Genomic DNA, 18,529 nt, shown 5'->3' on the forward strand with positions numbered 1-18,529 from the left:
CAGCTGCTGCGCCCAACGCTGCGCAGCATTGCCGGCATCTTCGTCCAGCAGGCTGCGCGGCACGCCGGCCACGCCAGCGTCCTGCAGGCGCTGGGCCAGTGTCTGCTGCAGCACCGCACGACCCGCGCCCTTGCGCGGCGTGTCGGCAAACACCACCGCCTCGACCGCCGCCACCGCTTCGGCATAGTTGCCCAGCGCGCGCTCGGCACCGGCAGCGTCCAGCGCCACGGTGCGCGCCTCGACCAGATCCGGCAGCGCCTCGGCCAGCTGCGCCCACGGTGCGCGCACCGGCTCCAGCACACGGCCCAGCGGATGCCGCGAACGCTGCGCGGCCCAGCTGCGCAGTTCCTCGCCCCACCAGGCCAGCTTGGCGTCGGCCGGCAGCGGGTCGCCCCCGGTGTTGAGCATGTCGTCGAATTCCTGCAGCAGCGCGAACCACGCCAGCGCGACAGGGCGCTGTGGTTCGGCCACGAACGGCTCAGCCACCGACCATTCCGGCCAACGGCTGCGCCACTTGTCGAGGAAACTATCCAGCGCGGTACTGCTCACTACGTTGTTCCTTACGGCTGGGCCGGGGTCGCCGGCCGGGTCGGCCAGAGACTGGCCAGTTGCAGAAGTCCAGCGCGCTCGACCAGCACATCGGCCTGCCAGGCCAACGGGTCATCGCTGTGCAGGCGGTAGCCCCACAGCGCCGCCACCGACGGCATGCCGGCGGCACGCGCGGCGATGATGTCGCGCTCATCGTCGCCGACATACACGCAGTCTTCCGGCGCAATACCGATGGCCTGCGCGGCGTGCAGCAGCGGCAACGGATGCGGCTTGCGCTCGGCCAGGGTGTCACCGCCGACCAGCACGGCGCAGCGTTGCTGCCACTGCTGCTGCGGCACGATCAGCTGTGCCAGGTATTCCGGCTTGTTGGTGACGATGCCCCACACCGTACCGGCCGCGTCCAGCGCATCGAGCATGCCGACAACCCCGTCGAACAACACGGCGTGCTGGCCGATCGAAGCTTCGTAGCGCTGCAGGAACTCGGGAATCAGTGCATCGCGCTCGGCCGCTTCCAGTTCTGGAAACGCGGCCGACACCATCGCCCGCGAGCCCTTGGACACCACCGGCCGCAACTGCGCCGGATCGATCGGTGCGCGACCGCGCTCGGCCAGCATCACGTCAAGCGTGGCGACAAAATCCGGTGCGCTGTCCAGCAGGGTGCCGTCCAGGTCGAACAGCACCGCACGCGGAAATGCTGCGGCGGTCACGGCGCCTTGACCGCGTGGGCCAGGTAATTGATGTCGGTACGGCTGCTCAGGCGGGCGCGGTTGCGCCACGGCTCGTAGGCCATGCCGCTGACATCGGCCAGCTGCAGGTCGGCCTCGCGCAGCCAGCGCGCCAGCTCGGCCGGCTTGATGAATTCCTGGTAGTGGTGGGTGCCCTTGGGCAGCAGCCGCGCCACGTACTCGGCACCGACAATGGCCACTGCAAAGGCCGCGGCCGTGCGGTTGATGGTGGACAGGAACAGATGGCCGCCCGGCTTCAGCAGGCGCTTGCAGGCCTCGATGATCGCGCCCGGATCGGGCACGTGCTCGAGCATTTCCATGCAGGTCACCACGTCGAAGCTGCCCGGCTGTTCGGCGGCGAGGTCTTCGGCGGCCTGTACCCGGTAGTCGACGCTGACACCACTTTCCAGTGCATGCAGGCGCGCGACCTTGACCAGCTCCGGCGCCAGGTCGATGGCAGTCACCTCGGCACCGGCCTGGGCCAGCGCTTCACTCAGCAGCCCGCCACCGCAACCGATGTCGAGCACGCGCGCACCACGCAGCGGCGCGCGGTCGGCAACGTACTGCAGGCGCACCGGATTCAGTGCGTGCAGCGGCTTCTGCGGGCCATCGGCGTCCCACCAGCGGTTGGCCAGCGCGGCGAACTTGTCCAGCTCGGCCTGATCGAAATTGGAAGAAGCGTGGGGGGCAGTCATGACGGTTGTCCTTGCGGCGCCTGTGCTCAGGCGCGGATATGACGGATGCGCTCGCGCCACTGGCGCGCGTTGGCGATGATGCCCGGCAGGTCCATGCCGACCAGCTCACGCTGCACCAGCTTGGGCTTGCCGGCGATCCAGACGTCGCTGACCTGCTGCCGACCGGTGGCATACACCAGCTGCGACAGCACGTTGTGCAGCGGCTGGGTTTCCAGCGCGGAGAGGTCGACGCAGACCAGGTCGGCCTGTTTGCCGACCTCGATCGAGCCGATGCGTTCGCCAAAGCCCAGCGCGCGGGCGCCACCCAGCGTGGACGCGCGCAACGTGGTCGCCGCGTCCAGCGCGGTGGCATCGTCGGCCACGGCCTTGGCCAGGATCGCCGCGGTGCGGTTCTCGCTGAACATGTCCAGGTCGTTGTTGCTGGCGCAGCCATCGGTACCGATGGCCAGGTTCACGCCGGCGCGCTGCAGGGCGCAGGCCGGGCAGAAACCGGAAGCCAGTTTCAGGTTCGATTCCGGGCAATGCACCACGCTGACGCCACGTTCAGCGCACAGGTGGATCTCGGCTTCGGTCAGCTGGGTCATGTGCACCGCGATCAGGCGGTCGTTGACCAGGCCGAGGCGATCCAGCCGCGCCAGCGGACGCTGGCCGTGCAGCTTGATCGAATCGGTGATTTCCTGCGCGGTTTCATGGGTATGCAGATGCACCTGCATGTCCAGCTGGTCGGACAACATCCGCACCCGCTCGAAATTGGCATCGTTCACCGTGTACGGCGCATGCGGCGCGAACGCGGTGCCGATCAGCGGATCGGTGCGCCACTGGTCGTGCAGTTCACCGGCCTTGGCGAAGTACTCGTCGTCGGTCTTGGCCCAGGCGGTGGGGAAATCGATGATCACCGCGCCGACCAGCGCGCGGAAGCCGTGCTTCTTGTAGACGGCGGCCTGCACGTCACCGAAGAAATAGTTTTCGTTGGCGCAGGTAGTGCCGCCACGCAGCATCTCGGCAATGGCAAGGGTGGTGCCGTCGGCCACGAATTCGGGGCCGATCACCGCCGCTTCCACCGGCCAGATGTGCTGCTGCAGCCAGGTCATCAGCGGCAGGTCGTCGGCGACGCCGCGCAGCAGGGTCATCGGGTTGTGCGTATGTGCGTTGACCAGGCCCGGCATCAGCGCGGCCTCGGGGCGGCTGACCACCTGGGTGGCGCGGAAACGCGCACGCGCTTCGGCACGCGGCAGGATGGCCACGATCTCGCTGCCACGCACGGCGACGGCATGGTCTTCCAGCACCACCGCATGCGGCTCGATCGGAACGACATAACCGGCTTCGATCAGCAGATCGCAGGCTTCGGGGAGGTGCGGGCTATCGCTCATGCGGGCTCACTGGCTATGGGGGAAGGACCGTACGTAGCCTTGGCTCCGACCTGGCGACTGATCACCGGTCAAACGGCTACCGCTGAGCTTCTTGAAGGCAAGCCCCTGAGTCAGGGGCGGCCGCGAAGCGGCGGGGTGTGGGTGCTGGTGAGCGGGGGCCCACGATCCGCATGGCGGATCGTGGGAGCGCCAGCGCGAATGCGCCGGCGCGTACCCGGATTACTTTACGCGCGAGGAGTACTCGCCCGAACGGGTGTCTACCTTGATGATTTCATCCTGGTTGACGAACAGCGGCACGCGCACCACGGCACCGGTTTCCAGGGTGGCCGGCTTGCCGCCGCCGCCCGAGGTGTCGCCACGGACGCCCGGGTCGGTCTCGGTGATCTTCAGTTCGACGAAGTTCGGCGGCTGCACGAAGATCGGCGAGCCATTGAACAGGGTCACGATGCAGGACTCCTCGCCCTTCAGCCACTTCTCGGCGCCGCCCATGCCAGCCTTGTCGGCCTGCACCTGCTCGAAGGTTTCCGGGTCCATGAAGTGCCAGTACTCGCCGTCGCTGTACATGTAGTCCATGTTGGTATCGACCACATCGGCCACTTCCACGTCGTCGGTCGCCTTCATGGTCATTTCGACCGTGCGGCCCGACTTGATGAAGCGATAGCGCACGCGGGTGAAGGCCTGGCCCTTGCCCGGCTTGATGAACTCGGTCTCGGAGATGACGGCCGGTTCATTGTTGACCAGGATCTTCATCCCGTTCTTGACATCGTTCATGCCCGCAGTGGCCATGCTCAAGCTCCTCAAATGGCGAAACCGCCGCGCGTGCGGCGAGCCGGATAGAATGGAAAGCCCACCGGAACCCCGGCGGGCAACTGTTTATGTGTCCATGATAACCGCAGGCCCCCTCTCCATGCAGCTTTCCGCCTTCCCCCGGACCCAGTCGCCAGGCGCGCCCGCGCGCTGGCAGCAGCTGTGGCGGCAGGCCCTGCGCGACCCGCAGACGCTGCTGGCCCGGCTGGATCTGGATGCCGCGGCACTGGGCGTATCGGAGGCCGCCATCGCCCAGTTCGCGCTGCGCGTGCCGGAGGGTTTCGTCGCGCGCATGCGCCGTGGCGATGCCCACGACCCGTTGCTGCGGCAGGTGCTGCCGATCGACGCCGAGATGCGCCCTGTCCCCGGGTTCAGCTTCGATGCGGTGGGCGACGGTGCAGCAAAGAAGGCCACCGGGGTCATCCAGAAGTACCGCGGCCGCGCCCTGCTGGTGGCCACCGGCAGCTGCGCGATCAACTGCCGCTACTGTTTCCGCCGGCATTTCGACTATGGCGCCGAGAACGCCGCCAAGGGGGGATGGCAGGAGGCGGTAGAGGCCATCGCTGCAGACCCGGACATCGATGAGGTGATCCTGTCCGGCGGCGACCCGCTGTCGCTGGCCACCCACAAGCTGGCCGAGCTGACCGATGCACTGCGCGGCATCGCGCATATCCGCAGGCTGCGCATCCACACGCGCCTGCCGATCGTGCTGCCTGAGCGAGTGGATGACGAGCTGCTGGCCTGGCTGGGCGACCTGCCCTGGCCGCTGGCGATCGTGGTCCACGCCAACCACGCCAATGAATTCGACGCCAGCGTCGATACCGCGATGGCCCGCCTGCGCGGCATCGGTGCCCAGCTGCTGAACCAGGCGGTGCTGCTGCGCGGGGTCAACGACAGCGTGCAGGCGCTGCAGGACCTGAGCGAGCGCAGCTTCGCCGCCGGCGTGCTGCCCTATTACCTGCACCAGTTGGATCGGGTCGAGGGCGTGGCCCACTTCGAAGTGGACGACGTCCAGGCCAAGGCCCTGATTGCCGGCCTCACTGCCCGGCTGTCCGGCTATCTGGTACCCAAGCTGGTCCGCGAACTGCCCGGCGACCCGAGCAAGCGCCCGGTGTAACAGTAGATCCACGCCATGCGTGGATGCTTCTACCAGGGAAGCCCATCCACGCATGGCGTGGATCTACTGTCACACGCCCGCCTCGATCATCCGCACCACCTCGGTGGCAGTGACCGGGTGGCTCAATCGATAGCCCTGGCCCAGATCGCAGCCACGCTGGGCCAGCAGCTCGAACTGCGCCTCCTGCTCGATACCTTCGGCCACCACCGTGATGCCCAGTGCGTGGGCCATGGCGATGATCGCCGTGGTCAGGGCCAGATCGTCCGGATCGCGCTGCATGTCGGCGACGAAGCTCTTGTCGATCTTGACCCCGTCCACCGGCACCTGCCGCAGGTGGCTGAGACCGGAGAAGCCGGTACCGAAGTCGTCCAGCCACACCTTCACCCCTGCCCGGTGCAGGCGGTCCAGCAGCTGCGCGGCCAGCATCTCATCGCCGATCACCGCCGTCTCGGTCAGCTCCAGGTGCAGGCGCGAGGCCGGCAGGCCCGACTCCTGCAGGCACTGCGCGACCAACGCCGGCAGCTCGCCACCGCGCAACTGCCGTGGCGACACATTGACCGAGACGAACAGCTCGTCGCCGGCCACGCCGCTGGGCCACTGCACGGCTTCCATGCAGGCGGCACGCAGCACCTTCGGGCCGATGATCTCGATCAGGCCACTCTGCTCGGCCACCTCGATGAACACCGATGGCGGGATCGTGCCCAGCGTCGGGTGCTGCCAGCGCAGCAGCACTTCCACACCGACCATGCGGCGGTCGCGCATGCGGAAGATCGGCTGGTAGGCCAGCCGCAGCTCGCCGCGCTCCCAGGCGCCGCGCAGCTCCTGCTCCATGTGCACGCGGCGTTCGACAGCGTGATCCATGGCCCGGCTGTAGTAGCGGTAGCAGTTCTTGCCCGCCATCTTCGCCTGGTACATCGCGATGTCGCCGTTCTTCAGCAGCGTTGTCGCATCCGCAGCGTCGTCAGGGAACAGGGTCACACCGATCGAGGTGCCCAGGAACAGTTCCCTGCCCTGCACCACCAGCGGCTTGCCCAGTTCGCGTACCAGCACTTCGGCCAGCAACCGCGCATTGGCCGCGACATCGCCATCACCGACCAGGATCACGAATTCGTCGCCGCCGAACCGCGCCAGCAATGCGTCATCGCCGCCGGCCTCGGTCACTGCACGGCCGATGCGCTGGGCGAACTGCAACAGCGCCTCGTCGCCGGCCTCATGACCCAGCGTGTCGTTGACCCGCTTGAAATCATCGATATCGGCGAACAGCAGGCCCAACCGGTGATTGGACGCACGTGCGGCCATCAACCGGTGGTCCAGCGCCTCGCGGAACGCCAACCGGTTGGTGAGCCCGGTCAACGCGTCGGTGTAGGCCATGCGCCGCACTTCGCGGTCGTGGCGGGCAATCGCATCACGCATGCGGGCAAAGCCGCGCACCAGTTCACCCACCTCGTCATCGCGGGTGTTTTCCCGCAGCGGCGCCTGGTAGTCGCCGGCTTCGATGCGCCGGGCAGCCGCGGCCAGATCGCGGATCGGCGCCACCAGCGTGCGCTGCACGTACAGGATCACCACCACGCCGATCACCACCAGCAGGCCCAGCATCAGCAGCAGCCAGCCCAGATGCCGGCTTCCCATCTGCTGCAGCCGCTCGCCGAGGGTCGCGTTGGCCGCCCGCTCTCGCTGCAGCACTTCATCCAGCGCCATGCCGACGCGGACACCACCGATGCGCTGATTGCCCATCCTGATCGGCATCGCGTTGTCGAGCACCGTGGGCGATTGCTGCACCACCAGCGACTGGGCGGCAACCGCCCCGGCAGCCAGCGGATCGGTCATCGGCTGTCCGGATCCGGGCACCCCGGCCGAGCCGTCGTGGACCAGCCGCCCGCGGTCGTCGAACACCAGTACGTAGCGCACCACCGGCTGCCGCGAAATGCTGCGCACCAGCGCCCCGACCTGGTCCAGGTCGTTGTTGCGGAGCGGACTGGCAAGCGCATCGGACAGCTCGCGCACCATGGCCTCGCCACGGCTGCGCACGCTTCGGTCGAACAGTTCGTGGATGACACCGTTGCTGAGCGACCTCACCTCGCCCTGCATCGCCGCCTGCCGCCCCAGCAGCACGGCCAGGATCGCCACCACCACCAGCATCGCCCCGCCCATCGCAAGCAGGAACCGGGCCTGCATCCCCGAGCCGAGCAACTTCATTCCACTTCCATCCGCACGCGCGTCAACCCTTGTTTCAATCCATCCAGCCACGGCTGCGCATGCGCATCGACGCGGCGGAAACCGGAAGCCCCCAACACCTTCTCAAACGCACTCTGCACCCGCCGATAACAGACGACACGCGGCAGCACGCCGGACGCGCGGCCGAACGCCGGCGGCGCCGGTCCGGCAACCGCACGGTCCACACTGCCGAGCGCATGATCCTGCGTCATCGCGAGTCGCCCCTCTCCGCTGCCCAACGCCCCCATCGCCGACCCGGCGCAGCGCGCGCCGTCCCGGCCAGCAGGGCCAAGGCCAGGCTCAGCAGTTCCCCCTGCATTGCCCTACGCAGACCCGACACAAGCTTCATCCCCCAAGGGTATCCAGACAGACTACTCGAAAAAACGGGGCCGTCGTCAGCTGTCCTTGCCGTTGTTCTGGGCCAGGCGCGCCATGCGCTGGGTATCGGCCAGGATCCCGCGCAGCAGGCGCACTTCCTGCTCGCTTGGCTCGCTGCGCAGGAACAGACGGCGCAGCTTGCGCATCGCCGACTCGGGCGCGCGCCCCTTGTGGAAATCGATCTCGTCCAGCGTCTCGCCGAGCTGGGCGAAGAAGCTCTCCATCTGATCGTGGCTGGCAGCCTGCTCACGGCTGTCCGGCTCGGTCGCGGCCACGGGCTGTGCGCCCAGCAGCTGCATGCGCACTTCATAGGCCAGCACCTGCACCGCGGCGGCCAGGTTGAGCGAGCTGAACTCAGGATCGGACGGAATGTGCACTGCGGCATGGCACAGCTGCAGCTCCTCGTTGGTCAGGCCGGTACGCTCACGGCCGAACACCAGCGCCACCTCGGCGCCTTCGCCGGCCTTGGCCACTGCGCGGGCGGCGGCATCGGCCGGCAGGAACTCCTCCAGCTGGACCCGGCGCGCACGTGCGGTGCAGCCCAGCACGAACCGGCAGTCGGCCACGGCTTCGGCCAGGGTGGCCACCACCGGTGCGTCGCCGAGCACGTCCTCGGCACCGGCCGAGCGCCGGAAGGCCTCTTCATCAAGCGGCTTCTCCGGTGCTACCAGCACCAGGCGGGCCAGGCCCATGGTCTTCAGGGCACGGGCGGCGGCGCCCATGTTGCCGGGGTGTTGGGTCCCGACCAGGACGAATCGGAGGCGGGTAGCGGCAGGAAACTGGGACATGAACAGGGAAAATGTCGAGCTGGACGAAGACCAATGGTAAACTGTGCGGCCGGCCACTGCGCCGGACCCGCTCTTTTCCCCCGCCAGCCCTTCTCTTCTGCCCTTCCGGGAGCCCATGCCATGCAGAAACCCGCCGTAACCGTCATGGTCAAGGCCGCCCGCCTCGCCGGAAACGTCCTCTTGCGCAACATCAACAAGCTCGAGGCACTGAATGTAGTCCAGAAGGGCCGCATGGACTACGCCAGCGAAGTCGATGCGGACGCGGAAAAGGTGATCGTCAAGGAACTCAAGCGCGCTTACCCCGAGTACGGCATCTTCGGTGAAGAAGGTGGCGTGCAGAGCGAGCGTCGCCACATGTGGGTCATCGACCCGCTGGACGGCACCAGCAACTACCTGCGCGGCGTACCGCACTACTGCGTGTCGATCGCCCTGGTCGAGAACGGCGAGCCGACCGACGCGGTGATCTTCGACCCGCTGCGCAACGAACTGTTCACTGCCAGCCGCGGCGCCGGCGCCGTGCTCAACGACCGCCGCATCCGCGTGGCCGACCGCAAGGATCTGGAAGGCACCATGATCCACACCGGTTTCGCCCCGCGCGAGCGCGCACGCGCCAGTGCGCAGCTGAAGTCGGTGGACGCCCTGCTGGTGCACGCCGAGGACATCCGCCGCTCGGGTTCGGCCGCGCTGGACCTGGCCTACGTGGCCTGTGGCCGCGCCGATGCCTACTTCGAGGCTGGCGTGAAGGCCTGGGACATCGCCGCCGGCGTGCTGCTGGTGCGCGAAGCCGGTGGCAAGGTCTGCGACTTCAAGGGCGCGACCCCGGCACGCATGGACAACCGCGGCCCGGACACCCAGCAGATCGTGGCCGGCAACCTGAAGGTGGCCGAGTCGCTGCAGAAGGTGCTAGTCAACACCGGTTACGCTGCCGAGTTCGACGCGAAGTTCTGAATTTCCGCGTAAAGCGGTTCATGGAGACGGCACCTGCGAAGGTGCTGTTTTCGTTTGCGCGGTGATCGTGCTTGTTACTTTCTTTGCTCGTGCAAAAAAAGTAACCAAAGAAACACGCCGCCATCCGCGAGCCGGTGCTGCGCACCGGTGCCCTGCGCTTCTCGGGGAATCAGGGGACGGCGCCGAACTCGCTGCGCTCAGACATCGGCGCCTCTGCGCCCCTGATTCCCCTGCGATGCTCGGCTCGCTACAAGGCGGACCCAACGTCAAAGGCTACAGCTGCACCCAGTAGATCCACGCCATGCGTGGATGCTCTTGCCGTTGATCTTGATCTTCCAGTCCGCCTTATAGCGAGCCGAGCACCGCAGGTCCGGCGAGGGCGAAGAGGTGCCGCTGTCCTGTAGAGCCGACTGCTAGTCGGCTGGCTTCCCGCATCGCCCCTCGACGGACCGAGGAGCGCAGGGAACCGACGTGCGAAGCACGACGGCTCGCGGCCGGCGGAGCGTTTCTTTGGTTACTTTCTTTGCGCGCAAAGAAAGTGACACCTACCCGCAGGCGCGGAAACGAGCAGCCGGGCGAGCCCGGCGCCAGCAATGCCTCCCCGCAAACAAAAACGCCCGGCGCGAGGCCAGGCGTTCCTGCATCTCCATCGGGGGCCGAAGCTTACGCCGCAGTCGACGCCCGCAGCGCGGCAATGCGCTCTTCCAGCGGCGGATGGCTCATGAACAGCTTCTTCGCCGTCGAACCGGCAATACCGAACGCGGCGATCTGCGTCGGCAAGGTGCTCTGGCCGTGGTTGAGCTGCAGCCGCTCCAGCGCCGAGATCATCTTCTGGCGACCGGCCAGCGATGCACCGCCGGCATCGGCACGGAACTCGCGGTGGCGCGAGAACCACATCGAGATCATCGTGGCGAACAGGCCGAACACCATCTCCAGCACGAATACGATGATGTAGTAGGCAAAGCCACGGCCGCCGCCTTCACGGTTGCCGGACATCGCGCTGTCGATCACGCCGCCGACCACGCGGGCCAGCACGATCACGAAGGTGTTCAGCACGCCCTGCAGCAGAGCCATGGTGATCATGTCACCGTTGGCGACGTGGGCGATCTCGTGGCCGAGCACGGCTTCGGCTTCGTCCTCGCTCATGTTGTGCAGCAGGCCGGTGGACACCGCCACCAGCGCGTTGTTGCGGTTCGCACCGGTGGCGAACGCGTTGATCTCCGGGCCGTCATACACCGCCACTTCCGGCATGCCGATACCGGCCGCCTTGGCCTGGCGTTCGACGGTGGCCAGCAGCCAGCGCTCGGTCTGGTTGCGCGGCTCGGTGATCACCACTGCACCGGTGGAGCGCTTGGCCATCCACTTGGACAGCAGCAGCGAGATGAGGGAGCCACCGAAACCGAAGATCGCGGCCATGACCAGCAGGCCGCTCATCCTGCTCGGGTCGGTTCCCAGCAACGACATCACGATGCTGGCGAGGATCAGGACCGCGAGATTGGTCGCCAGGAACAGGGCAATGCGGGTAAACATGGGAAATTCCGGCTTGGAAGGGGTTGATATCCGTCAATTTGCGGTGCGGTCAGCTTGAATTCAAGCGCCAACCTGACCGACGATTCAGCCTGCATGACATCCAACCTTCCCTGCGGCCGTTTCGCGCCCTCGCCCACCGGCCTGCTGCATCCCGGCTCCCTGCTTGCCGCCTTCGGCAGCTGGCTGCTCGCGCGCCACCATGGCGGCCTGTGGCGGTTGCGCATCGAGGACGTCGACCCACCCCGCACGGTGGCCGGCGCGGCACAGGCGCAACTGCAGACCCTGGCCGCGTTCGGCCTGGCCCACGACGGGCCGGTGATCTGGCAAAGCGCGCGCGGCGACGCTTATCAGACTGCGCTGGACCGCCTGCTGGCCGATGGCCACGCCTTTGTCTGCCACTGCAGCCGCAGCGATCTGGCCGCCAATGGCGGCATCCATCACCACTGCGTTGCGCGGCAGCCACGAGCGGACCCGGCCGTCCGCTTCCGGGTACCTGCGGGCAGCGTGGTGCATTTCGAGGATGGCCTGCGCGGCCGGCAACAACAGGATGTCCACGCCGAGGTGGGCGACTTCGTATTGCGCCGCGCCGACGGCTGCTGGGCCTACCAGTTGGCGGTGGTCGTCGACGATGCCGCGCAGGGCGTGAACGAGGTCGTGCGCGGCGCCGACCTGCTCGATTCCACCGCCCGGCAGATCCTGCTGCAGCAGGCGCTGGACCTGCCGACGCCGCGCTACTGGCACCTGCCGCTGCTGCTGGATGCACCGGGCCACAAACTGTCCAAGTCACTGGCCGCGCTGCCGGTGGAAGCCCGCGAGCCGGTGCCGGTGCTGCGCCGGCTGTGGGAACTGCTGGGCCAGCTGAGCACCGCACTGGAAGGCATCGACGAGCGGGATGCGCTGTTGGCCACCGCGCAGCGCAGCTTCGACCCCGGCCTGCTGCCGCGCGCGGACATCCTGCTGCCGGCGGGCGCACTTTCCGCGCCGATGTTGCAGAATCCCCCTTCCCCCACCTGATATCCGGACAGCTTTCCATGACATCTCGCGTCGCACTGGTCACCGGCGGAACCGGCGGCATCGGTACCGCCATCTGCCAACGCCTGGCCGACCAGGGCCACCGCGTCGCCACCAACTACCGCGACGAGGCCAAGGCCCGCGCCTGGCAGCAGTCGATGACCGAACGTGGCTACCAGGTGTCGATCTTCCCGGGCGATGTCTCCGACTCGGCCAGCGCCGAAGCCCTGATCCGTGCGGTCGAAGCCGAACTGGGCCCGGTCGAGATCCTGGTCAACAACGCCGGCATCACCCGCGACACCACCTTCCACCGCATGCGCGCGGAGCAGTGGCACGATGTGATCAACACCAACCTCAATTCGGTGTTCAACGTCACCCGCCCGGTCATCGAAGGCATGCGTCGACGCGGCTGGGGCCGGGTCATCCAGATCAGCTCGATCAACGGCCTGAAGGGCCAGTACGGCCAGGCCAACTACGCCGCCGCCAAGGCCGGAATGCACGGTTTCACCATCTCGCTGGCGCGCGAGAATGCAGGCTTCGGCATCACCGTGAACACCATCTCGCCCGGCTATGTGGCCACCGACATGGTGATGGCGGTGCCCGAGGAAGTGCGCGCCAAGATCATCGCCGACATCCCGACGGGGCGCCTGGGCAAACCGGAAGAAATCGCCTATGGCGTGTCCTTCCTGGTAGCCGAAGAGGCCTCGTGGATCACCGGCAGCAACCTGGACATCAACGGCGGCCACCACATGGGCTGGTAAACGGCGCCAACATCGAAGGATCCTGTGCTGCACCCTGCCGTTGGTCATGCTGCGCAGCACGCAAAGCCTTGTTGCGCAACATTCCGGCGATGGAAAACCAAGCCTGGCGGGGGCTGGGGCGGTTGCAACCGCTGCTGCACTGCGCCATGCTGCGCGTCTACTGTGACGAGTACCGCTTCATGGCTGCGACCCGCATCATCAAGAAGTATCCGAACCGCCGTCTGTACGACACCGAGATCTCCAGCTACATCACCATCGAAGACGTGCGCCAGCTGATCCTCGACGGCGAAGACTTCGAAGTCCGCGACGCCAAGAGCGGCGACGACCTGACCCGCTCGGTCCTGCTGCAGATCATCGCCGACCAGGAGCAGGACGGTGAACCGATGCTCTCCACCCAGCTGCTGAGCCAGCTGATCCGCTTCTACGGCGATTCCCTGCAGGGCTTCATGGGCAACTACCTGGAGCGCAGCATGCAGGTCTTCCTCGACCAGCAGCAGCAGTTCCGCCAGCAGATGGGCAACCTGCTGGGGCAGACGCCGTGGGCGATGATGAACCAGCTGACCGAGCGCAACCTGGAGCTGTGGCAGGAATTCCAGCGCAACATGGGCAGCGGTTTCGGTGGCCCGCGTCCCGGTGGCACCGGAACGGGCACCGGCACCGGCACGGCCGGCAAGCCGAGCGAGCCGACCGGCGGCACCGGTACCGGCGGCAAGACCCGCCGCTGAGGCAACCGCCCCGGCTGATACGAAAACGGCGCGCCATGGGCGCGCCGTTCTGTTTTCAACGACACCACGCGCGGCGCGGATCTACGGACGTTTGGCCTTGCATGCCGAGCACACCCGCTCGACCTTGTAGCCCTTCGCGCGCAGCTTCTCCACCACGCCATCGTTGCCCAGCAGGTGCAGGCCGCCCACCACCACCAGCGTACCGCTCTGCCCGGCCTGCAGGTACGGCAGCAGCTTCGGCACCCATGCATCGTTGCGGTCGGTATTGATGCGCTGATAGAGCTGCGGATACTTCTGGCGCATCTCCACGCCCATCCGGTTCCACAACAGGCGATCATCGCCGCGACGCCAGGCCTCATGCAGCATCTGCGCCTGGGCATCGCCCTTGCCTGCTTCGTCCAGCGCCTCGGACAGCATCTGCCGCTGCTCCTGCACGCTCATGCCATCGAGCAGGTTGATCTGGCTGGACATGTCTTCCAGGCCTGCGGTCTTCTTGCCCGCCTTCTGTGCCCGCTGCATGAAGTGGCGGTCCAGCCCCAGCTCCGGGTCCAGGCCCAGCTTCTGCATCTGCGCCACGGTGATGGTCAGGCCGACGAACCACGCTTTCATGCCCTGCAGCTGCGCCAACGGCAGTTTGTTCTGCGTCGCATAGGCCTGCAGCTTCTGCCAGGTCGGCGCATCCAGGTGGCGCTTGAGCTCGCTGCCATCCTTGCGGGTAGCGACCTGCACCATCTGGCTGGCCATCTGCGGCGACTGCAGTTCCTCTGGCGTCACTTCGAACAGCACGCGCTGCGAGGCTTCAAATGCCTGCTCGACATCGGTCGACAGCGGATAGTCCTGTGGCTTCAACAGATGGAAGGAGCCCAGCAGGTACAGGCGTGCATCTCCCTGCCCGGTGACCTTCCACAGCAGCGGCACCGGCGGCTTGCCAGCCGATGTGTCGGCTGGCGCATCGCGCGCGATGGCCAACGGGCCGGCGGCGCAGGCAACGAGAAAAACGGCACTGCGCAACAACAGTTTCATCAACATGTTCAGCCCTCTCCTTCAGGCAGGTGATACGCCTTCTCACCCGCTTCCACGCGCAGATCCAAGCGGTTTTCCGGCGGCGCCAACGGGCAGGTCGCATAAGCGGTGAACGCGCACGGTGGGTTGTGGGCGTGGTTGAAGTCGATCGTCACGTGACCGTCGGCGGTGGGCGCATCGGTATCCAGATAGCGGCCAGCAGGATAGCTGCCGTGGCCACTGGTACGGTCGGCGAAGATCAGGAACAGCGGCTGCCCCGGCTCGCCGATCGCTTCCAGCCGCCAGCTGCGGCCGTCACGATCGAATTCCACCGCACCGGCGTTGGGCATCTCGGTGGTCAGTCCGGTGATGTCCACGATCGGCAGGGTCTTGCCTGGTGGATGCGCGATGAAACGCGCCTGCACCTGCCATTGCGGTCCACCGGGCCAGTACTGCAGGCCGGCGAAATCGCGGCGCGCGGGTGCATCGGCATGCTTGACCCGCAGCGCATCGCGCGCGCCGCGACGGATCAGGCTGAGCTGGCCCTTGCCACCATCGAAGGCCAGCAGGGTCGGCTGCGGATCCTTGTCGGTATCCATGCGGACACGCCCGCGCACAGGCTGTCCGTCGAGGGTGACATCCGTGCCGGACTCCGGCGTGAACCACCACTGGTCGCCTTCACGGCGCAACAGCCCCAGCTTGGCCGGCCCCACCGCCAGGCGGATGCCGCTGGTGGCACCACTGCCGACGAAGTGCGACCGGTTCTGCAACCAGTGCAGGCCGACCAGCGCGGTCCACCCATCGGGCCGGGTCAGGTCCTGGTAACGCAGCACCCGCCATTGCTGTTGCCGCGCGGCAAATGCCGGATCCTCAACGGCGGCTGGCGCCGGCGTCGATGCCGGGCTGCAGGCCGCCAGCAACAGGGCCGCCAGCAGGCCGCCCATTCCCCAAAGTCGCATCGGTGCTCCCCTCAACGTCCGCGCAGGAACCAGCGGTCGATCTCCGCCAGCGAAAAACGTGCCCAGGTCGGCCGGCCGTGATTGCACTGGCCGGACCGCTCGGTGATTTCCATGTCGCGCAGCAGCGCGTTCATTTCCGGCACGGTCAGGCGCCGGTTGGCACGCACGGCGCCATGGCAGGCCATGGTCGACAGCAGCTCGTCGCGGGCAGTGGCGATGCGACGGCTCTGGCCATGCTCGCGCAGGTCGGTCAGTACGTCGCGCAGCAGGCCTTCGGGCTCGGCATGGGCCAGCAGCGCCGGGATGCTGCGCACGTGCAGTGCGCCCGGTCCGGCACGGGTGATCTCGAACCCGAGGGCGGCCAGCGTATCGGCCTCCGCTTCAGCGGTGTCGGCTTCGCGTTCGCCCACCGCCAGGGTGATCGGCACCAGCAACGGCTGCGACTGCAGGCCGATGCCATCGTGCGCATTCTTCAACCGCTCGTAGCCGATGCGTTCGTGCGCCGCATGCATGTCGACCACGATCAGGCCTTCGGCATTCTCGGCCAGGATGTAGATGCCATGCAGCTGAGCAACGGCGTAACCCAGCGGCGGCACCCCGGCGTCGGCACTGGTGACCGGCAGTCCGTTCTCCATCGGCATCGGCGGCAGCGCAGCACCGCGCTCGGCACCGGCGGGCGATGCATACAGCGCAGCATAGGCCGCGGGTGCATCGGCTACCTGCAGGCCCAGCGGCTGCTGGGGTCGCCAACCGGAAAAGCCACCACTTCCGCCCTGCCCCGCACCGGGTGCCGGACCGCGCACGTAGCCGAAGCTGGAGGCCGTGGCCCCCGGCATCGAAGACGCGCTGCCGCCCTCGGCCGGATGCACGGCTCCTGCACCGATCTCCTGCGCGCTCATGCCGGCGCGGGTGTCGGCCAGCGCATCCTTCAAGGTGCGGTAGACGAAGTCATGCACCAGCCGCGAGTCCCGGAAGCGCACCTCATGCTTGGCCGGGTGCACGTTCACATCGACGCGCGTCGGGTCCAGTTCCAGGAACAGCACATAGGCTGGCTGCCGACCGTGATACAGCACGTCGCCGTAAGCCATCTTCACCGCGTGGGCAACACTGCGGTCACGTACCGAACGGCCGTTGACGTACAGGTACTGCTGATCGGTGCTGGCACGCGAATAATGCGGCTGCGCGATCCAGCCATGCAGGCGCAGGCCGGCACTGCTGTGGTCCACGCGCACGGCCTGGCTGGCGAAGTCTTCGCCCAGGGTCTCGGCCAGGCGCACGTCCGAATACAGGTCGCCCGGCTTGTAGCGACGCGATGCCTTGCCGTTGTGCGAGACACGCAGCTCGACATCGGGACGGGCCAGTGCCAGCGAGCGCAGCCACTCTTCGATATGCCCCAGTTCGGTGCGCTCGGCACGCAGGAACTTGCGCCGCGCCGGCACGTTGTAGAACAACTCGCGCACTTCCACGGTCGTGCCCGGCGCATGCGCGTGCGGGGTCACCTCGCCGAGCTTGCCGCCTTCGATCTGCAGTGCCGAACCATGCTCATCATGGGCACGGCGCGAGGACAGGGTGAAACGGCTGACCGAAGCGATCGACGGAAGCGCTTCGCCACGGAAACCCAGCGTGGCCACTGCTTCCAGCTCGTCCAGGTTGGCGATCTTGCTGGTGGCGTGCCGCGAGACCGCCAGCGGCAACTGTTCTGCGGCAATGCCGCTGCCGTTGTCGCGGATGCGGATCAGGCGCACACCGCCTTCTTCCAGTTCGATGTCGACGCGACTGGCGCCGGCATCGATCGCGTTCTCAACCAGTTCCTTGACCACCGATGCGGGCCGTTCGACCACCTCACCGGCGGCAATCTGGTTGATCAGGATTTCCGGCAGCGGCCGGATCGGACGCGGATCGGGCGCGTTCATGGGCAGATGGGGCAGGCAGACGTCATGCCACGATGATAGCGGAGCGGCGACAGGTAGAGTCGAGATCCACCGTGTGCAGCGCAAGCCAGGCAGGGCCCGGGTCTAGCAGAAGCGGGCGATCCAGCGGCTTACTTGCTGCCGCCAGCCACGGTGCTTGCGGCGTCGATCTCGGCCTGCGCGCGTGCGGCGTACAACGTCCCCGGCGGCGGTTGCCGGCTGAAGAACGTGTGCACGCCGTCCAGCACTGCACCGGCGACCTTGCGCTGGTAGGCGGGGTCGATCAAACGGCGCTCTTCATCCGGGTTGGAGATGAACGCGGTTTCCACCAGCATCGCCGGCATGTCCGAGGTGCGCAGCACGGCGAAGTTGGCGCGCTCGATGTTCGGCTTGTGGTTGTTGCCGATCCGCTTCAGCCCGCCCAGCACGTGCCCGGCAGCATCCTCGGAGGATTTCATGTAACCGCTCTGGGCCAGGTCCAGCAGGACGTTGGCCAACGTGCCTTCGGTCTGCTGCAGGCGCACGCCACCGACCAGATCGGCCGCGTTTTCCTTGTCCGCCAACCAGCGCGCACGCTGCGAAGAGGCGCCCTTGGTCGACAGCACGTACACCGACGAACCGGTGGCCGAACGGTTCTCGGCGGCATCGGCGTGGATCGAAATGAAGATGTCGGCCTTGTTCGCGCGTGCCTTCTGCGCACGCATCGGCAGCGGGATGAACACATCGCTGTCGCGGGTCAGGAACGCTTTCAGGCCGGGCGTGGCATTGACCTGTCGGGCCAGTTCACGCGCCACCGCCAGGGTGACGTCCTTCTCGCGCTTGCCGGTCGGGCCGATGGCACCAGGGTCCTGGCCGCCATGGCCCGGATCGATCGCCACCACCAGATGACGCATGCCCGGCTGCATGCGGATGCGCGAGGCATCGCTGGGCATGGTCGGACGCGGCGACTCGGTCGGCGCAACGGGCGTCGGCACCGGCTTCGGCTGGGCGGCCACCACCGCAGCGGTGGCCTGACCGGCCAGGATCGCGGCCGGCGATGA

At 67.2% G+C, this 18,529-nt stretch carries 18 protein-coding genes; 5 read left to right on the forward strand and 13 right to left on the reverse strand.

Going from position 1 to position 18,529, the window contains the following annotated elements:
- The 5 genes from AC27VL_RS19025 to efp all read right to left on the reverse strand — a co-directional run.
- Positions 1-549: squalene/phytoene synthase family protein (locus AC27VL_RS19025; protein WP_488767875.1), on the reverse strand; the 549-nt coding region annotated here is incomplete at its 3' end.
- Between the two features lie 11 nt (positions 550-560).
- Positions 561-1,256, reverse strand: a complete 696-nt coding sequence (locus AC27VL_RS19030) for a phosphoglycolate phosphatase (RefSeq protein WP_488767877.1) — start codon at positions 1,254-1,256, stop codon at positions 561-563.
- On the reverse strand, positions 1,253-1,969 hold the full coding sequence (gene ubiG, locus AC27VL_RS19035) for a bifunctional 2-polyprenyl-6-hydroxyphenol methylase/3-demethylubiquinol 3-O-methyltransferase UbiG (RefSeq protein WP_033831579.1): 717 nt from the start codon (positions 1,967-1,969) through the stop codon (positions 1,253-1,255). The genes AC27VL_RS19030 and ubiG overlap by 4 nt, the downstream gene beginning before the upstream one ends.
- Positions 1,970-1,995: 26 nt before the next feature.
- The gene (locus AC27VL_RS19040; protein ID WP_089236234.1) at positions 1,996-3,339 is read right to left on the reverse strand and encodes a TRZ/ATZ family hydrolase; all 1,344 of its coding nucleotides are present in this window, start codon (positions 3,337-3,339) and stop codon (positions 1,996-1,998) included.
- A 219-nt stretch (positions 3,340-3,558) separates the two neighbouring features.
- Positions 3,559-4,125: an elongation factor P gene (efp, locus tag AC27VL_RS19045; RefSeq protein ID WP_006379771.1), complete on the reverse strand. Its 567-nt coding sequence runs from the start codon at positions 4,123-4,125 to the stop codon at positions 3,559-3,561.
- A 97-nt stretch (positions 4,126-4,222) separates the two neighbouring features.
- On the opposite strand from efp, the gene epmB reads away from it, so the two are divergent.
- Entirely contained in the window at positions 4,223-5,263 is a 1,041-nt protein-coding gene (gene epmB / locus AC27VL_RS19050; RefSeq protein WP_488767880.1) for an EF-P beta-lysylation protein EpmB, read from the forward strand.
- Between the two features lie 69 nt (positions 5,264-5,332).
- On the opposite strand, the gene AC27VL_RS19055 is transcribed toward epmB, so the two are convergent.
- From AC27VL_RS19055 to AC27VL_RS19065, 3 genes are all read right to left on the reverse strand, one after another.
- Complete coding sequence (locus tag AC27VL_RS19055; protein ID WP_488767882.1) at positions 5,333-7,459, reverse strand: putative bifunctional diguanylate cyclase/phosphodiesterase; 2,127 nt, start codon at positions 7,457-7,459, stop codon at positions 5,333-5,335.
- Positions 7,456-7,689 (reverse strand): hypothetical protein, encoded by a 234-nt coding sequence (locus AC27VL_RS19060; RefSeq protein WP_240196460.1) that lies wholly within the window; start codon positions 7,687-7,689, stop codon positions 7,456-7,458. Before AC27VL_RS19060 ends, AC27VL_RS19055 begins: the two co-directional genes overlap by 4 nt.
- 183 nt (positions 7,690-7,872) lie before the next feature.
- On the reverse strand, positions 7,873-8,643 hold the full coding sequence (locus tag AC27VL_RS19065; protein WP_180166375.1) for an RNA methyltransferase: 771 nt from the start codon (positions 8,641-8,643) through the stop codon (positions 7,873-7,875).
- Positions 8,644-8,763: 120 nt separating this feature from the next.
- Between AC27VL_RS19065 and AC27VL_RS19070 the strand changes: the two genes are divergently transcribed.
- Entirely contained in the window at positions 8,764-9,591 is an 828-nt protein-coding gene (locus AC27VL_RS19070) for an inositol monophosphatase family protein (RefSeq protein ID WP_089236240.1), read from the forward strand.
- 663 nt (positions 9,592-10,254) lie between these two features.
- Here the strand turns inward: AC27VL_RS19070 and htpX are convergent.
- Positions 10,255-11,121, reverse strand: a complete 867-nt coding sequence (htpX, locus tag AC27VL_RS19075) for a protease HtpX (protein WP_488767885.1) — start codon at positions 11,119-11,121, stop codon at positions 10,255-10,257.
- A 93-nt stretch (positions 11,122-11,214) separates the two neighbouring features.
- On the opposite strand from htpX, the gene gluQRS reads away from it, so the two are divergent.
- The 3 genes from gluQRS (at position 11,215) to phaR (ending at position 13,618) form a co-directional block, all read left to right on the forward strand.
- Complete coding sequence (gluQRS, locus tag AC27VL_RS19080; protein ID WP_205404719.1) at positions 11,215-12,135, forward strand: tRNA glutamyl-Q(34) synthetase GluQRS; 921 nt, start codon at positions 11,215-11,217, stop codon at positions 12,133-12,135.
- Between the two features lie 17 nt (positions 12,136-12,152).
- Entirely contained in the window at positions 12,153-12,893 is a 741-nt protein-coding gene (locus AC27VL_RS19085) for a beta-ketoacyl-ACP reductase (protein ID WP_100553049.1), read from the forward strand.
- A 179-nt stretch (positions 12,894-13,072) separates the two neighbouring features.
- Positions 13,073-13,618 (forward strand): polyhydroxyalkanoate synthesis repressor PhaR, encoded by a 546-nt coding sequence (phaR, locus tag AC27VL_RS19090; protein WP_108265878.1) that lies wholly within the window; start codon positions 13,073-13,075, stop codon positions 13,616-13,618.
- 81 nt (positions 13,619-13,699) lie between these two features.
- On the opposite strand, the gene AC27VL_RS19095 is transcribed toward phaR, so the two are convergent.
- The 4 genes from AC27VL_RS19095 to AC27VL_RS19110 all read right to left on the reverse strand — a co-directional run.
- Positions 13,700-14,647 (reverse strand): TraB/GumN family protein, encoded by a 948-nt coding sequence (locus AC27VL_RS19095; RefSeq protein WP_488767888.1) that lies wholly within the window; start codon positions 14,645-14,647, stop codon positions 13,700-13,702.
- A 2-nt stretch (positions 14,648-14,649) separates the two neighbouring features.
- The gene (locus AC27VL_RS19100; protein ID WP_488767890.1) at positions 14,650-15,579 is read right to left on the reverse strand and encodes a DUF1684 domain-containing protein; all 930 of its coding nucleotides are present in this window, start codon (positions 15,577-15,579) and stop codon (positions 14,650-14,652) included.
- A gap of 11 nt (positions 15,580-15,590) precedes the next feature.
- Complete coding sequence (gene mutL, locus AC27VL_RS19105) at positions 15,591-17,492, reverse strand: DNA mismatch repair endonuclease MutL (protein ID WP_488767892.1); 1,902 nt, start codon at positions 17,490-17,492, stop codon at positions 15,591-15,593.
- A gap of 128 nt (positions 17,493-17,620) precedes the next feature.
- On the reverse strand, positions 17,621-18,529 hold a 909-nt coding region (locus tag AC27VL_RS19110), incomplete at its 5' end, for an N-acetylmuramoyl-L-alanine amidase (protein WP_488767894.1).

The sequence above is a fragment of the Stenotrophomonas sp. 14P6.2.3 genome (assembly GCF_057799055.1).

Excerpts from the sequence above, each read along its gene's own strand:
- AC27VL_RS19065 (WP_180166375.1), bottom strand. The coding sequence starts at position 8,643 with ATGTCCCAGTTTCCTGCCGCTACCCGCCTCCGATTCGTCCTGGTCGGG.
- AC27VL_RS19055 (WP_488767882.1), bottom strand. The coding sequence starts at position 7,459 with ATGAAGTTGCTCGGCTCGGGGATGCAGGCCCGGTTCCTGCTTGCGATG.
- ubiG (WP_033831579.1), bottom strand. The coding sequence starts at position 1,969 with ATGACTGCCCCCCACGCTTCTTCCAATTTCGATCAGGCCGAGCTGGAC.
- AC27VL_RS19040 (WP_089236234.1), bottom strand. The coding sequence starts at position 3,339 with ATGAGCGATAGCCCGCACCTCCCCGAAGCCTGCGATCTGCTGATCGAA.
- AC27VL_RS19070 (WP_089236240.1), top strand. The coding sequence starts at position 8,764 with ATGCAGAAACCCGCCGTAACCGTCATGGTCAAGGCCGCCCGCCTCGCC.
- gluQRS (WP_205404719.1), top strand. The coding sequence starts at position 11,215 with ATGACATCCAACCTTCCCTGCGGCCGTTTCGCGCCCTCGCCCACCGGC.
- mutL (WP_488767892.1), bottom strand. The coding sequence starts at position 17,492 with ATGAACGCGCCCGATCCGCGTCCGATCCGGCCGCTGCCGGAAATCCTG.
- AC27VL_RS19060 (WP_240196460.1), bottom strand. The coding sequence starts at position 7,689 with ATGACGCAGGATCATGCGCTCGGCAGTGTGGACCGTGCGGTTGCCGGA.
- AC27VL_RS19100 (WP_488767890.1), bottom strand. The coding sequence starts at position 15,579 with ATGCGACTTTGGGGAATGGGCGGCCTGCTGGCGGCCCTGTTGCTGGCG.
- htpX (WP_488767885.1), bottom strand. The coding sequence starts at position 11,121 with ATGTTTACCCGCATTGCCCTGTTCCTGGCGACCAATCTCGCGGTCCTG.
- AC27VL_RS19085 (WP_100553049.1), top strand. The coding sequence starts at position 12,153 with ATGACATCTCGCGTCGCACTGGTCACCGGCGGAACCGGCGGCATCGGT.
- AC27VL_RS19095 (WP_488767888.1), bottom strand. The coding sequence starts at position 14,647 with ATGTTGATGAAACTGTTGTTGCGCAGTGCCGTTTTTCTCGTTGCCTGC.
- phaR (WP_108265878.1), top strand. The coding sequence starts at position 13,073 with ATGGCTGCGACCCGCATCATCAAGAAGTATCCGAACCGCCGTCTGTAC.
- epmB (WP_488767880.1), top strand. The coding sequence starts at position 4,223 with ATGATAACCGCAGGCCCCCTCTCCATGCAGCTTTCCGCCTTCCCCCGG.
- efp (WP_006379771.1), bottom strand. The coding sequence starts at position 4,125 with ATGGCCACTGCGGGCATGAACGATGTCAAGAACGGGATGAAGATCCTG.